This window comes from Duganella sp. Leaf61, assembly GCF_001421905.1.
GTDB classification, from domain to species: Bacteria; Pseudomonadota; Gammaproteobacteria; order Burkholderiales; family Burkholderiaceae_D; genus Rugamonas; species Rugamonas zoogloeoides.
Genome location: NZ_LMLM01000012.1, coordinates 1 through 14,983 on the forward strand (window position 1 = coordinate 1; position 14,983 = coordinate 14,983).

The 14,983-nt window shown below is 56.8% G+C and carries 14 protein-coding genes and 2 pseudogenes; 5 read left to right on the forward strand and 11 right to left on the reverse strand.

What is annotated here, in order from left to right:
- Positions 1-150: 150 nt before the first annotated feature.
- Positions 151-234 (forward strand): annotated as a pseudogene (locus ASF04_RS28685) (hypothetical protein); the annotation flags it as partial.
- A gap of 100 nt (positions 235-334) precedes the next feature.
- Positions 335-667: pseudogene (locus ASF04_RS09015) on the forward strand (integrase core domain-containing protein); the annotation flags it as partial.
- Between the two features lie 103 nt (positions 668-770).
- Here ASF04_RS09015 and ASF04_RS27420 read toward each other — a convergent pair.
- From ASF04_RS27420 to ASF04_RS09060, 10 genes are all read right to left on the reverse strand, one after another.
- Positions 771-1,082: a hypothetical protein gene (locus tag ASF04_RS27420; protein WP_156368590.1), complete on the reverse strand. Its 312-nt coding sequence runs from the start codon at positions 1,080-1,082 to the stop codon at positions 771-773.
- Between the two features lie 54 nt (positions 1,083-1,136).
- Positions 1,137-1,592: a hypothetical protein gene (locus ASF04_RS09020; RefSeq protein ID WP_056140247.1), complete on the reverse strand. Its 456-nt coding sequence runs from the start codon at positions 1,590-1,592 to the stop codon at positions 1,137-1,139.
- A gap of 1,008 nt (positions 1,593-2,600) precedes the next feature.
- Entirely contained in the window at positions 2,601-2,915 is a 315-nt protein-coding gene (locus ASF04_RS09035) for a hypothetical protein (protein ID WP_056140259.1), read from the reverse strand.
- Between the two features lie 203 nt (positions 2,916-3,118).
- Positions 3,119-3,613, reverse strand: a complete 495-nt coding sequence (gene yidD, locus ASF04_RS28690; RefSeq protein ID WP_082488663.1) for a membrane protein insertion efficiency factor YidD — start codon at positions 3,611-3,613, stop codon at positions 3,119-3,121.
- A gap of 358 nt (positions 3,614-3,971) precedes the next feature.
- Positions 3,972-4,250: a hypothetical protein gene (locus ASF04_RS09040; protein ID WP_056140262.1), complete on the reverse strand. Its 279-nt coding sequence runs from the start codon at positions 4,248-4,250 to the stop codon at positions 3,972-3,974.
- Between the two features lie 59 nt (positions 4,251-4,309).
- Positions 4,310-4,795 (reverse strand): DUF2199 domain-containing protein, encoded by a 486-nt coding sequence (locus ASF04_RS26715; RefSeq protein WP_082488664.1) that lies wholly within the window; start codon positions 4,793-4,795, stop codon positions 4,310-4,312.
- 96 nt (positions 4,796-4,891) lie between these two features.
- On the reverse strand, positions 4,892-5,131 hold the full coding sequence (locus ASF04_RS09045; protein ID WP_156368592.1) for a hypothetical protein: 240 nt from the start codon (positions 5,129-5,131) through the stop codon (positions 4,892-4,894).
- Between the two features lie 1,145 nt (positions 5,132-6,276).
- Positions 6,277-6,654, reverse strand: coding sequence for a low molecular weight protein tyrosine phosphatase family protein (locus ASF04_RS09050; RefSeq protein ID WP_056140270.1), 378 nt, complete (start codon positions 6,652-6,654; stop codon positions 6,277-6,279).
- Positions 6,655-6,732: 78 nt separating this feature from the next.
- On the reverse strand, positions 6,733-8,055 hold the full coding sequence (locus ASF04_RS09055) for a homoserine dehydrogenase (protein WP_019922610.1): 1,323 nt from the start codon (positions 8,053-8,055) through the stop codon (positions 6,733-6,735).
- Between the two features lie 89 nt (positions 8,056-8,144).
- Positions 8,145-9,377 (reverse strand): pyridoxal phosphate-dependent aminotransferase, encoded by a 1,233-nt coding sequence (locus ASF04_RS09060; protein WP_026637420.1) that lies wholly within the window; start codon positions 9,375-9,377, stop codon positions 8,145-8,147.
- 308 nt (positions 9,378-9,685) lie between these two features.
- Here ASF04_RS09060 and ASF04_RS09065 point away from each other — a divergent pair, with 308 nt between their 5' ends.
- The 3 genes from ASF04_RS09065 (at position 9,686) to ASF04_RS09075 (ending at position 12,856) form a co-directional block, all read left to right on the forward strand.
- A complete protein-coding gene (locus ASF04_RS09065) occupies positions 9,686-10,078 on the forward strand; it encodes an Mth938-like domain-containing protein (RefSeq protein ID WP_026637421.1) in 393 nt (130 codons plus the stop codon).
- 91 nt (positions 10,079-10,169) lie between these two features.
- Positions 10,170-10,634 carry a peroxiredoxin gene (locus ASF04_RS09070; RefSeq protein ID WP_255360907.1) on the forward strand — a complete coding sequence of 155 codons (465 nt, stop codon included), beginning with the start codon at positions 10,170-10,172 and terminating at the stop codon, positions 10,632-10,634.
- A 290-nt stretch (positions 10,635-10,924) separates the two neighbouring features.
- The gene (locus ASF04_RS09075; protein ID WP_056140273.1) at positions 10,925-12,856 is read left to right on the forward strand and encodes a PhoH family protein; all 1,932 of its coding nucleotides are present in this window, start codon (positions 10,925-10,927) and stop codon (positions 12,854-12,856) included.
- A gap of 80 nt (positions 12,857-12,936) precedes the next feature.
- On the opposite strand, the gene ASF04_RS09080 is transcribed toward ASF04_RS09075, so the two are convergent.
- Complete coding sequence (locus tag ASF04_RS09080; protein WP_056140275.1) at positions 12,937-14,955, reverse strand: S9 family peptidase; 2,019 nt, start codon at positions 14,953-14,955, stop codon at positions 12,937-12,939.
- Positions 14,956-14,983: the final 28 nt, after the last annotated feature.

Sequence of the window (14,983 nt, forward strand, 5' to 3'; positions counted from 1 at the left end):
GGATCGAGCGACAGCGCCACCAATGCGCGCTTGAACTCCAACGAGTGCTGCCGATAATGGCCGCGCGCATTCTTGGAAGTGATCGGTTGAAAATTTGTGTCCATAATCAGAATTTGTGGGCACAAATGCTGTGCCAAAATTCGATCATGAATGGTGGTGGTCAGGCAGTCCAGACGGCGCCGGGACGACGCTTACGACCTTGTCGTGCAAGCGCTGGAAATGGCCTTCGAGCAKCGCGGTCGCCCCCAAGGGCTGCTGTTTCATTCGGATCAGGGTAGTCAGTACGCCAGCCGAAAATTCCGTCAGCGATTATGGCGCTATCGGATACAACAANCGCGGTCGCCCCCAAGGGCTGCTGTTTCATTCGGATCAGGGTAGTCAGTACGCCAGCCGAAAATTCCGTCAGCGATTATGGCGCTATCGGATACAACAAAGTATGAGCCGTAGGGGAAATTGTTGGGACAATGCCCCGATGGAACGGCTGTTCCGCAGCTTCAAAACGGAGTGGCTGCCGTCAACTGGTTACATGACGGCACGAGAGGCACAACGGGACATCAGCTATTACCTGATGCACCGGTATAACTGGATACGACCGCATCAGTTCAACCAGGGACTGGCGCCGGCTGTCGCCGAAGAAAAACTTAACGTAGTGTCCGGGATGGGTTGACCACTACANGTATAACTGGATACGACCGCATCAGTTCAACCAGGGACTGGCGCCGGCTGTCGCCGAAGAAAAACTTAACGTAGTGTCCGGGATGGGTTGACCACTACAACCTGTCATCATCAAGATAGAGAGCCTTATCAATTCTTTGCCATACCGACACATCATCTTTTGCAACAAACATATCAGTTTCGAGCTCTGGCAAGCGTCGTATGACCGCTTCAAGGTGAGCGGCAGTTACGTTTAGCATGCAGGCAGGCTCGTCAAAGTCCCCTAGCACTTTTTCATTCGACCTAATGCACATTCGTCCATATACATGCCCCCGGTCATTCGGAATAGGTTCATGAATACATACAAAGGCAAAGATGGATGGATCGCCAAACTCCCTAGCTCCTACTAAATCCAACATATTTACCATATTCCATTTTTCAGTTTCGAGGTTGGTCTGCTCTTGGCCGTGTAGAGCCGTTCACTAAATTTCTGCGGACCGATGAACAGCCTTTTCGTACTGCAATAACGCGAATTTGAAGGGCCCTATTTCTTCAAATACACTAGGCTCGTCTTCGCCGTTTTCGTAGGCGAATTTTGACCAAATCACTTCATCAGCACGCAGCTCCACCATCACCGAAAATATTCCACATTCGATATCCCCGCACTCGGGACAGATATATATACCAACTCGACGTTGCCCCGAGCGCGCGTCAACTTCGAACAGGAGCTCATTCAAGGCTTGCGCATTGTCTTCAGAAAATCCGCGCACGAAGCACCCCATGAAGTCGCCATGTCCACCATGCATCTTGACAAGGCGCGCTAACAACGACTCACCGTCTACGAGGAAATCTGCGGAGTCGCGCTGTGTGGTCGTGGCCCCATTCACTATAGTTTCGGGGCGATGGAGGTTGACGTGGCTTAGCTTTGCAAAGGACATCAATAAATTTCGTTTCATCTTGGTTGGAAAGCCGCTTTCGACGGGCAGCTTATGGCCGATTGCTATCCAGCCAGAACGGCCCCCTAGCCTAAAACTGGTGGCCGCCTCTTAGTGCACGGTCCCGTAATTCGATCTTCCACTCATTGTTCAACTGCTCTAGGCAGTCCTTGAGCGGCCAACCAGGTGCCGTCTCGATCAGATGCATAAACGACCAAGTAAGTCCAAAGCAGAGATCAGGGCCGAGCAATTCGATCAATACGCGGGCCTCATTGTCCGTTATCGGCCTTACGATGGCTCGGTAAAGTTCTTCGATCCTTTTTAACTGAGCCACTTCGGCCTCGCTTTCCGACGGCAGCGAGCCCATTTTTTCAAGTTCATCAACTTCAGTTCGTATGCTAGATTTGGTCATCTGATCCGCAAGGCGGCCGGCCCCGCTTTGCTGGTAGCACCCGGCGCTTGACCCTGTTTTGTAAGGCCGCATGACCCAGCGCCTGTCGCGCTCGCTTTCAAGCTTGCAGGCGGNTTAACTGAGCCACTTCGGCCTCGCTTTCCGACGGCAGCGAGCCCATTTTTTCAAGTTCATCAACTTCAGTTCGTATGCTAGATTTGGTCATCTGATCCGCAGGGCAGTTAGGATTGATAGGTCAGTAGATGCGGTTCCGCACTGTCCGCTTTTGGCCGTAGGCGGTCTGATGAGGCTTTACTTGGTTCGTTCCTTAGCCCCAGTTAGAGCTTCTAGGAGTTGGCCTTCGAAGTATTCTGTGTCGTCTCGCTCTGTGCGCTTTAAGCGGGATTCAGCTTCCTCCAGCATTTCAACTACAGCTATCTGTTGATTCAAAAATGTCGCCACCATCAAATCAGACAGCTCACTTAGCGACATCTCCCAATTATCGCGGCAACGCTGCATAAGCCCGGTCGATTCGTTCCCTTGCCAAGGCCCAACTATGCTACTGACAGATTTAGATTTCATAATTGATCAACTTATCTCGAATGACCGCTCCTGGCCGCTTACAGCCTGCCGTGGGATAGCTCAATTTCACTTCGAACGTCATTGGGAACGTTGGTCCACGCCGTCCGGTTCCCAAGGTGCAATCGGACATTCATTTCTTCCTCCAACACTTTGCAGACGTGAGCAAACCAATGGGCAAAGCGTTTATCGTTTTTCGTATCCAGCTTGAAAGCTCTAACGTTATCGTCCCAATAAACTCCGGCCGCAGCACGATAAACATACTGGTAGGATTGGCTGACGCCGCTTTCCAGCCCAACAACCAGTAGCGAACCGTCCGCTGCAATTTCAATGTTAGAGACAGTTTCTAACTGCATTAAGGCATGGCTCCCCGAGTGTGTGTCCGCTATTGGCCGATTGCAGTCGGCGCCTCAGCAGTAATTAATACAACGTCCAACGTCTATCATCGGCCTGATACGGTCCACATGGTCACGATAGCATCTTGTCTGAGTGCAAAGCTCACAATTTGTCACGTCATGGCAGAAGTCTCCCGCTGTGGAGATTTTCTAACGGTAATTGACTACGGCTCCGGGGTATCGGTGGGTGTGTTTGCCTCGCGCAGGAGTCGGCTACGCCGCTTGACGGCTTCCGCGTTGTCTGGGGTACCCTCGCGATAGTCAGAGGTTGCCCTGACTAGAGTTGGCCACTCGCAACTGCACCCAGAACAACAGTCCAAGATTTTCAGTAAATCGTGGCACGACCAACTAGAACCTCCGAGTGGAGTATCGCAACCACCGGCATCGCAGCCACCGCAGTCGATATAGCCGGATTGCCGTCGCATCAGCAACGGCATCTGCCGGGCAACCTTCGCAATTCGACTCGCCGTCCCGCATCGCGCCAGCCTCCGGTTTAGAATGGAAAGTCCATCCAAAACCCCGTAGCGCCGGATTGCGCGATAGCCGAGCGTCGAACAACTAGCATCGCTCGTGTAAGCGGCGTAAGCACAGCAAAAGCCCTTGTATTGCGAAATGTACCGTTGGTAGAACTTAATTGCGGCAAGGGCCAGTGCTTTCATCTGTTGCTTAAATTGAAGAATGACAAAGTTTTTTAAGGAATGGTATGAACGGAATCGCAGCTTGTCGATGCCGAGTACACGTCTCTGGCATTAGTGACGAGAATCGCAGGCCTTCATCGCGTTAAAAGTTTTCCTCAAAAAAAGTTCTTTTTTTTACACGCGTCTGACCGGCGGGTCTTGGCCGTTATCGGCCGGTCGCGCTAGCATAGCATGTTGCCGTTGCGAAAACATCATGATCTGCCCCGACTCGTCGTTTTCGCCCCAACGCGGACCTTCAGACGTTGGACGATGGCGTCCGCAGGAGTGCTCGGTCAGACCGATTCGCGCGAATTGATGCGCGAGACTCCGCGATCGCGGACTAGGCAGATTGATCGGTTTCAAGCTCAGGAAATGCCCCAACCGCTGGGTTAATCAGGTTGACAATGATTCCCCCCATCGCTTCGCCAAAAGCATGCTTAATGATTTGTTGCTCCTGTGGCGAAAGACCCGCGATAGCATCGAAAATAACGGCGTCAAGAGCCGCCATCGCATCAATTCCACCATCGCGAATTAGTCGCGCGGAATCTACCGTAGGAAAAGTCATGCAGTCATTCTCCTCATCGTGACCGTATCTGTTTTGTTCATCAAACTCTTGCATAACACGTCCGGCCGAATGACCGCTCCTGGCCGCACGCGGCCGATGGAGCACAACGTAGGTTACGCAAATAGCGCCGAATACTCGGATGCTCGGTGTGCGTCAATTCCGCCCGCTTGTTCGATGTAAAGCTGGTGCGGGCTCACTTGAAGGAAAACGTCGGGACTAGTAGCTGGACCTGTCAAACGCAGTTCCGCATCTAAGCCGAACGAGCCATCGAGAATCGGTATTTTATTTGCAATTTTTGCTGCGAATGGAGGTTCATGGATTTGCGCGTCCGAGTCCCAAAGGTCGTAAATACGCGCAAAGGCAGCCTGAGATACTTCTACCCATAAGCCAATACAATATGGGTGGTCGCGTGACTTGACCGATATAGGCAGCAGTGCTCGGATGAAAAACCGCTTCCCGTCGATAACGCACAAATCGTTATTCTCTTTAACCAGGCGAGCCCGGTCTTCCACAGAGAGCTTTACAACGTCATCAGGTCGACGAAAAGTGAGCTCCATTTCGTCCAAAGAATGTTCTTCACCACATTTTGAACAAATCAAGGTAATTCCTCTCTACAAGTTAAGAACGTAGCCTAGCGCCATTTTCTACAGACGTGCGTGCTCAACGTCTGCTCATGGCGGAGCCTGTCATCGGCATCATGCGCTCGGGCGAACAACGAGAGCGCCAAATTTGACGTTATAGACAAGAAATTCACCATCAGGCGAAATCACTAACCCCGTAATATTTTCGCGTTGAAAACTATCCTGCTGAGATGCATCGTTAACGCCAAGAGATACGGTCAACGTGCCATCGATTTGACCGACATCCTTGTAGTCGTACTCGACGCTAGAACCAAAACAAGTAATCTCGCCATCTTTGATAACCAGTTCTGACATCCCCATCTTCCACCCAGCGTCCTTGCATTTCTGTTGTAAGGGGTACTTCGCGTTCAAATCGATTCATTTTTTATTCAATTCAATTGGAATGAACTACATTGTGGCTGTAGCTTTGAAGGTCCGCATCTGACCGTTATAGGACGGTGCCTGAATCCGCCAACACTGAAAATTTCCGCCATCCACCAGGAGGGTCCCACTCGCCCTCGCCGTCGAATTGTCTGGAGTTTGCGGCATGCAATAGCACTCCGTCAATGCCGAGATTTTTCCGCACCCAAAGCAATTCACCCGTCCTCGAGAACGCTAGCGCTTCTGAGGCGGATGTAACGAGTACAGAAAATTTTGTGGGTAGATTTTCAAAATCGCCACCATCGTACATATGGCCAAAATAGCCATCGAGTTGATGGCTAACTACCGCACCGGCCTTCAAGTCTAAAATAAATACATATTGACCAAAGCCGATAAATATGAGGTTGCCTACATATCGAACATCTTGGAAGCATGAGTCTCCGGCGCTGGATAGCACGTTCACTCGGGTTCGTAAACCGTCACTATCGAAAATGGCAACGCTTGCAGCAACGGCAGTATCAACCTTATCACCGCCAACAGCAATGACGCGGTCGCCGCAACGTGCACACCGGCGGCTACGCCTGGACGCTCNCTCCGGCGCTGGATAGCACGTTCACTCGGGTTCGTAAACCGTCACTATCGAAAATGGCAACGCTTGCAGCAACGGCAGTATCAACCTTATCACCGCCAACAGCAATGACGCGGTCGTATTGCCCTTCGTCGAATTTGTCTTTGAAATGAATTTCCATATTTTAATTTTATAGGTCACGGTCCGCTGATGGCCGTTTGGCGACCCAGCTTAACCGGTGAAAATTTGCTTCTCGAGCACAGTAAATGCAGTTGCTCCCTGGACCAGTTCTATACACCATGGCTTCTCTCACACGAACCAAGCATCGCCCCGACTCAACCACCTATTTGCCCTCAACGACGCAGCCGGTGTGGCTTTATCTATACTATCAAACTAGTCATTGCTGAGATCCGAGTCCTCCAAATCACCAGCTTGCAACCAAGCATAGCAAGCTTTCTAAGCGGAAATCTCGCCAATTGCCACTACCAACCCGATATCCGAGGATCTGCGGCTATGTCGAAAGCTTGCCATCTTGAAAAATCGACAGGATCGAGGGCACAATCTGCTCGAGTTGCTCGACCAGTTCCGCATCCATGTACTTGTACTCGTCCGGAATATCAAGCACATACACCGGCTTGAATTCAAGCAGCCGCGTAAATTCAGCCCTGAGCCGTGACTTGTGTTTTTCTTCCATGACCAGGATCACGTCGGCCCAGCGGATGTCGTCTTCGGAGACGTGGTGCCTGGCGTTGGGGCTGGTGCCGCCGGAGCGCACGTTCAAGGCTGGATGACGGCGCCACAGGGTTTCCGCTGTCGGGCTGCGCCACTGGTTTTTGCTGCAGACGAACAGGACGTTGGTTTTCTGGTCCTGCTGATGTTGAGGTTTCATACGGCTCCAAACGAACAAGGGCGGCCCCCGCGTGGAGGCCGCCCCTTGGCGGTCAAACAGCAACGCTGCGAATCAGCGTCAGCTCAGGTTTTCCAGGCGAATCTTGGTGACCGTGCCATGCACCGTGGTCAGCGCTTCCATCTTGGCAATTGCCGCCGTTACATTCTTTTCCTGGGTCTGGTGCGTGAGGAAAATGATGTCGGTGCGGGTTTCGCCTTCGGCCGGTTCCTTCTGCATCATGGCGTCGATCGAGATGGTGCCGTCGGCCAGGATGCGGGTCAGGTCGGCCAGCACGCCCGGCTGGTCTTCCACGTTCATGCGCAGGTAGTAGCTGGTGGTCACTTCCGACATCGGCAGGATTTCGATGTTGGTCATGGCGTTGGGCTGGAAGGCCAGGTGCGGTACGCGGTGTTCGGGATCGGCGGTGGCCAGGCGGGTGATATCGACCAGGTCGGCGATGACGGCCGAGGCGGTCGGCTCGGAGCCGGCGCCCTTGCCCGAGTACAGCGTGGCGCCGACGGCGTCGCCCTGCACCAGCACGGCGTTCATCGCGCCCTCCACGTTGGCGATCAGGCGCTTGTTCGGGATCAGGGTCGGGTGGACGCGCAGTTCCACGCCCTCTTTGCCATTGACGGTGGCGCGCTTGGCGATGCCCAGCAACTTGATGCGGTAGCCGAGTTGTTCTGCGTAACGGATATCGACGGCGTTCAGTTTCGAAATGCCTTCCACGTGGGCCTTGTCGAACTGCACCGGGATGCCGAACGCAATCGCCGACATGATCGTGGCTTTATGCGCTGCATCGACGCCTTCGATGTCGAAGGTCGGGTCGGCTTCGGCGTAGCCGAGTTCCTGCGCTTGCTTGAGCACGGTGGCGAAGTCGAGGCCCTTGTCGCGCATCTCGGACAGGATGAAATTGGTGGTGCCGTTGATGATGCCGGCCAGCCACTCGATGCGGTTGGCGGTGAGACCTTCGCGCAGCGCCTTGATGATCGGGATGCCGCCGGCCACGGCCGCCTCAAACGCGACCATCACGCCCTTGGCTTGCGCCGCAGCGAAAATTTCATTGCCATGCACTGCCAGCAGCGCCTTGTTGGCGGTGACCACGTGCTTGCCATTGGCGATCGCCTGCAGCACCAGGGCCTTGGCTTCGTCGTAACCGCCGATCAGCTCGACGACGATATCGATCTCGGGATCGTTGACGATATCGAACGGGTCGGCCACGACCTTGACTTTGCCGCCGGTGCGCTCCTTGGCGCGCTCGAGGTTGCGGGCCGAAACGGCCACCACTTCGATACCACGGCCGGCGCGGCGGCGGATTTCTTCCTGATTGCGTTCAAGCACATTGAACGTACCGGAGCCGACATTGCCGACGCCTAATAAGCCTACTTTGATCGGTTTCATATAATTCGTTTCTATCTAATTGGTGAAGATCGCCTCAAAATGTCCAGGGCAAGGAGCCGCAACGCCGCCCTGGGCTTTTTGAGGCGATCTTATACGGTGGCGCCGTGGCGTTTTCTGTAGCCTTCCATGAACTTGGCCATGCGGCCAAACGCTTCCGTCATATCGTCCGAGTTGGGCAGGAACACGACGCGGAAATGGTCCGGCGCGATCCAGTTGAAGCCCGAGCCCTGGACGATCAGCACTTTTGTTTCAGCCAGCAGCTCGTAAGCGAATTGCTGGTCGTCCGCAATCGGATAGATTTTCGGATCGAGTCGCGGGAACATGTACAGCGCGGCTTTCGGCTTGACACAAGTGACGCCCGGAATATCGGTCAGCAGCTTGTGGGCCAGGTCGCGTTGCTTCAACAGGCGCCCGCCCGGTCCTACCAGGTCCTGGATCGACTGGTAGCCGCCGAGCGCAGTCTGGATCGCAAACTGCCCCGGTGCGTTCGCGCACAAGCGCATCGAGGCCAGCATATTGAGGCCTTCGATGTAGTCCTTGGCATGGGATTTTTCGCCCGACACCACCATCCAGCCCGCGCGGTAGCCGCAAGCGCGGTAGTTCTTCGACAGGCCGTTGAAGGTGACGAACAGCACGTCGTCCGCCAGCGAGGCGATCGAGACGTGCTCGGCGCCGTCATATAACACCTTGTCGTAGATTTCGTCGGCGTAGATGATCAGCTGGTGCTGGCGCGCCAGCTCGATAATCTCCAGCAGCAGCGACACCGGGTACAGCGCGCCAGTGGGATTATTCGGGTTGATGACAACGATGGCGCGCGTGTTGGACGTGATCTTGCGGCGCATGTCTTCGATGTCCGGGTACCACTCCTGCTGCTCGTCGCACACGTAGTGCACCGGCTTGCCGCCGGACAGGCTGACGGCCGCCGTCCACAGCGGATAGTCGGGCGCCGGCACCAGCACCTCGTCGCCGTTGTTGAGCAGCGCGTTCATCGACATCACGATCAGCTCGGACGCGCCGTTGCCCAGATAGATGTCGTCAATGGTGACGCCGGCGATATTCTTGCCCTGAGTGTAGTGCATGATGGCCTTGCGCGGCGCAAACATGCCCTTGGAATCGGTATAGCCCGCCGCATTGGACAGGTTGATCTTCATGTCCTGCACGATTTCATCGGGCGGGTCGAAGCCGAACACGGCCAGGTTGCCGATGTTGAGTTTGACGATCTTGTGACCTTCCTCCTCCATCTGGCGCGCTTTTTCCGGCACCGGGCCGCGGATCTCGTAGCAGACTTCCGCCAGTTTGTTCGATTTTTGAATCGGTCGCAAAATAAAATCCTGTTCAGGTGAGGCAAAAACGCTGCGGCCTGCCAAATCGGCGCTACCGCCTTGCTGCAGTGCGAAAATAACGATTGTGCCGAAAGCATCCCATTTAATCAACCTTTGAGAGAAGGGGACCCGAAAAACCGTACCGAGCGGCCCGATATCGTCTCGAGTAGCGGAAGCGTACGAAGGTACGCTGAGCAACGGAGAGGCGATAGCGGGACGCGCAGTAGGTAATTTCGGCTCCCCGGGGTGTCAAGGGGCCGAAAAACGGTAGAATGGCAGTCTTCCGCAGCATTCTTGCAGACATCACCATGAAGCTTCATCAAAGCGATACCCAAAAGTACCAAACCGTCACCGGCTACGACCAGACCGGCGTGGAAATCAACGCCGAGCGTTATAACTACAGCCTGGTGGTGTTGCCCGAGATGGCGCCGCGCGCCTGGGATGCGCCCACTTTCGAATCTCTTACCGTAGAGCATTTCGATGTAATCGGCGCCGACGATCCCGACGTGGTCATTCTCGGCACCGGCGCGCGCCAGCGTTTCATCCACCCGCGCCTGACGGCCGCGCTCACCTTGCGCCGGATCGGCGTCGAGTGCATGGACAGCCAGGCCGCCTGCCGCACCTACAATATCCTGATGGGCGAAGGCCGCAAGGTGGCGCTGGCGCTGATCATCGATACCGCCGAGCAAGGCAACGGTTGATCTTGCCCTTGCAATTGCACCGCCCGGCCCCACATTACTGCAACATTCCAGCGCGCCGCCTTGGCGCCACGCTTACCCCAGGAGAACGTCTTTGGCTGATAGCCCATCCCCCGTGACCGATTTTTCCGCCGCCATGACGGGCGCGCAGACCTTCCAGCTGGCCGGCCGTCCGGCCCGCCACACGGTGTTGTTCTTCTATCCCAAGGACAACACGCCAGGCTGCACCACCGAGAACATCGCCTTCCGCGACCTGCACGAGCAATTCCAGGCGGCCGGCACCGAAATCTACGGCGTCAGCCGCGACTCGCTGCGCTCGCACGAAAACTTCAAAACCAAGCTGGGCCTGCCTTTCGAGCTGATCTCCGATCCCGAAGAAGCGCTGTGCGAACAGTTCGGTGTCATGAAGATGAAGCAAATGTATGGCAAGACCGTGCGCGGTATTGAGCGCAGTACGTTTGTGATTGACGCTAACGGCCAATTGGTGAAAGAATGGAGAGGCGTGAAGGTTGCAGGTCACGTTGATGAAGTGCTGGAATTCGTCGCGCGCCAGGCTTGATGCTGTAGTTGCCCAGGCCAGTGCGCAGCGGTCCGGAATTGCCTAACCGTTGCAGTACCATGCGTATTCACCAATCTTGAGTTCACACTGTCAATCAACCACCCCTCACTGGTGGCCAACCGGCCACCATGCAGTCCTACCACCGGGCGAGATGTATGCCCATCGGCAGTCTTGTTACCTGCTTTACCCAGCATCCACCCCATCCGGTCCCAACGCTTCCCGATTACGCACGGGCAAGCGCGCTGCGCCTATGGGCGGATTCCTCCAGATATTTTTCGATTGAGATCCTGATGCCACTGCCAAAATTACCTAGTAAGCCTGCGACTATACTGCCGGCAAAAGATTATCCCCAAGCCACTGCTCAGCGCCCTGTTTCCGCCATCGCGGCGGCAGCGGCTGCGGTCGTGGAAGATGTACCCGTAGCCGCTGCCGCGCGCGCGCCGAAGAAAGCGGCGCCTGTCGTCAAAGCTGTTCCAACACCAAAAGTCGCGCCGGTCGCGCCCGTTGCTGCACCGGTGGCCAAGGCCCCGGCCAAAACCACCAAGTCGAAGGCCGTTGCTGCCGTGCTGAAGGCGGCGCCGGCCGTGCTGAAAGCTGCCGCCGACGCAGTGCCCGCACCAGCTCCGGTCGCCAAACTGGCGCCGGTGCCAACGCCGGCAGCAGCACCAGCGGTGGCCAAGCCGGTTGCCAAGACCAAGGCTGCGCCATCGCGCTCCAAGGTCACGCCGATTACCGCCGAAGCGCCGCATCCAACCAAGCACAAGGCGAACGAGTCGGGCATCAAGTCGTCCACCAGCCGCAATGCGGACCAGGCCGGCACCACCAAGCTGTTCGTGCTCGACACCAACGTGCTGATGCACGATCCGTCGTCGCTGTTCCGCTTCGAGGAGCACGACGTCTACCTGCCGATGATGACGCTGGAAGAACTGGACAACCACAAGAAGGGCATGACCGAAGTGGCGCGCAATGCGCGCCAGGTCTCGCGCACGCTCGACGCGCTGGTCTCCAACACCGACGACGACGCCATCGAAAACGGCATCGAATTGTCCAAGCTGGGCAACAAGGACGCCAAGGGCCGCCTGTACTTCCAGACCCGCATGCAAACCGCCGACCTGCCGCTGGGTCTGCCGGTGGGCAAGGCCGACAACCAGATCCTGGCCGTGGTGCGCTCGCTCGAAGCCGATCAGCCGGGCCGCGCCATCGTGCTGGTGTCGAAAGACATCAACATGCGCATCAAGGCGCGTGCGCTGGGCTTGCCAGCCGAGGATTACTTCAACGACCACGTGATGGAAGATACCGACCTGCTGTACTCGGGCATCGTCCAGCTGCCGGACGATTTCTGGAACAAGCACGGCAAGGACCTCGAATCGTGGCAGGAGAACAAGAGCGGCCAGAGCGCCACGTTCTACCGCGTGACCGGTCCGTTCATCCCGTCGCTGCTGGTCAACCAGTTCGTGTTCCTCGAACCGAAAAACGGCGAAGCACCGTTCTACGGCCAGGTCAAGCAACTCAATGGCAAGACCGCCGTGCTGCAAACCTTGCGCGACTTCAGCCACAACAAGAACAATGTGTGGGGCGTGACCGCGCGTAACCGCGAGCAGAACTTCGCCTTGAACTTGCTGATGAACCCGGAGTGCGACTTCGTCACCCTGCTGGGCCAGGCCGGTACCGGCAAGACCCTGCTGGCCCTGGCCGCCGGCTTGGCGCAAGTGCTGGAAACCAAGCTCTACAACGAAATCATCGTCACCCGCGTGACGGTGCCGGTCGGTGAAGACATCGGTTTCCTGCCGGGTACCGAAGAAGAAAAAATGTCGCCATGGATGGGCGCTTTCGACGACAACCTCGAAGTGCTCAACAAGTCCGATTCGGATGGCGGCGAGTGGGGTCGTGCGGCAACGCAAGACCTGATCCGTTCGCGCATCAAGATCAAGTCGCTCAACTTCATGCGCGGCCGCACCTTCGTCAACAAGTTCCTCATCATCGACGAAGCGCAGAACTTGACGCCCAAGCAGATGAAAACCCTGGTCACGCGCGCCGGTCCCGGCACCAAGATCCTGTGCCTCGGCAACATCGCCCAGATCGACACGCCGTACCTGACCGAAGGCTCGAGCGGCCTGACCTACGTGGTCGACCGCTTCAAGGGCTGGACCCACAGCGGTCACGTCACCCTGGCGCGCGGCGAGCGCTCGCGTTTGGCCGATCACGCCAGCGAAGTGCTGTAAGTTTTAAAGTACTCAACAAAAAGCCCCGCCGGCAGCGATGCCGGCGGGGCTTTTTCATGCCTGCTGGTATTACCCGGCGATCAAGGCTGTCCCGCCGCTTTCGTGGTGGTGGCAGTGGCGCCGTCACCAATGTAGCGGTTGATGAAGCGGTACACGGTTTCGCCCCACTTGATGTTGTTGCTTTCCTTGGCCCAGCCGTGGCCCTCGCCCGTCATCACCATCCACTCCACGGTATTGCCCTGTTTGAGCAACACGTCGCGCATTTTTTCGCCGTGGATCAGCGGTACGCGGCGGTCTTCGCTGCCGTACGCCATCAGGACCGGGGCCTTGATTTTACTGGCGTTGCCGATAGCCGATACCTTGGTGAAGTAGGCCTCGTCGGTTTTCGGATCGCCGTGCATTTTCGCGCCGATGTTGTCCATCACCGGTCCCGACATGTCGGACCAGTTCACCGTGAACAGCATCTTGACGTCGGTAACGCCTACCCAGTTGATGCCGCACTTGTACAGGTCGGGGTTTTTCACCAGGCCGTACATGGTGGCATAGCCGCCGTAGCTGGCGCCGATGATGCACACGCGGTTGCGATCGACCACGCCCTGCTTGACCAGGGTCTCGATGCCGTCGGTGATATCGTCCTGCATGGTCAGGCCCCATTGCTTCCAGCCGGAGACGTGGTGTTTCCAGCCGAAGCCGGTGGACATGCGGAACTGCGGCTGCAGCACGGCAAAACCGCGAGAAGCCAGCATTTGCGTGATCGGATCATAGCCGAAACCGTCGCGCGCGTGCGGGCCGCCGTGGATGTACGCCACCAGCGGCAGCGCCTTGGCCGGACGGCCTTCGGGCAGGGTCAGGTAAGCAGGAATGGTCAGGCCGTCGCGGGCCTGGTAACGGATCACGGCCTGCTCCGACAGCTTCTTGCCGTCCAGCTCAGGCTTGACGCTGTAGAGCGGTTCGAGCGTTTTCTTGACGGTGTCGAAGTGGTACAGCTTGCCGACATTATTGGTGCTGGAGGTGGCCACTACCGCATGGTTGCCATTCCACTGGAACTGCACGCGTTCTCCCGGCAGGCTGGCGTCGAGCGTGGCCTGCAGGCGGGCGTAGTCCTCGTCGAAATAATACATTTCCGGCTTCATGCCATACACCGATACGCCCACCACTTTCTTGCGGATTTCGTCGAAGATCAGGCCATCCGGGATATCGGCCTCGGCGTGCTCGGCAATCAGTTCGCCGGCGGTATTGTTGGCCGAGTTCCAGATGTGCACGCCGGCCTTGTCGCGGCCATTGAAGCGCCCGGCCACGAACAAGGTCTTGTTGTCGAAGTCGAAGCCCAGCGGATTCATTTCCTTGCCTTCATCGAGGTAGGCCTTGTAGATGGCTTTCCACGGCGCTTTCTCGTCATCGCGCAGGTACACGGTCTGGATGATGCGCTTGCTGCTGTCTTCCACCGTCATCGACGATGCCACGCGGATCACCTTGTTATGGTCGAGCACCCAGCCGCTGACCGCGCCCGGATTGTTAAAGGTAAGCAGCGCCATGCGGCCGTTGGTGGTGTCCAGGCGGAACACGTCGCTGGCGCCCAGGTCGGCATCGCGGCCACGTTCGTTGTTCACCACGATCAGGTCGTTACTGTCGCCGCCCACGCGCGTCAGCACCGAGACCGGCTTGTACGGCAGGTTCGAGCTCATCGCCTCCTTGATGCTGATGACCAGCTTGCGAAAACCGCTGCCGTCGCTGTTGACGGCAAACAGGCCGCCACCGGTCTGCTTTTCCTGCACTTCGTCACCGCCCTTGTTGATGCTGAATACCAGCCGGCGATTGTTGACCCAGATCGGGTTGGCCACGTTCCATTCCGGATCGGAGGCCACCACGGTCGAGGCGCGCGTATCGAGATTGATTACCGCCAGCACGAAACGGCCGTTGCGCGGCGTGAGCACGGCCATGCTCAGGCCATCGGGCGACAGCACGGGGCGGCCGCTGAATTCGGCCTTTTTAAAGAAATCGGCGATGGGGATGGATGCGTCGGCCTGCGCCACGGGGCTGTAAGCGCCACCGCCGAGCAACAAGGCGCCCAGCACGACGGGAAGGATGCGTCGGTTCAAAACTGTCTCCTCGATTCGAGAACAAAAA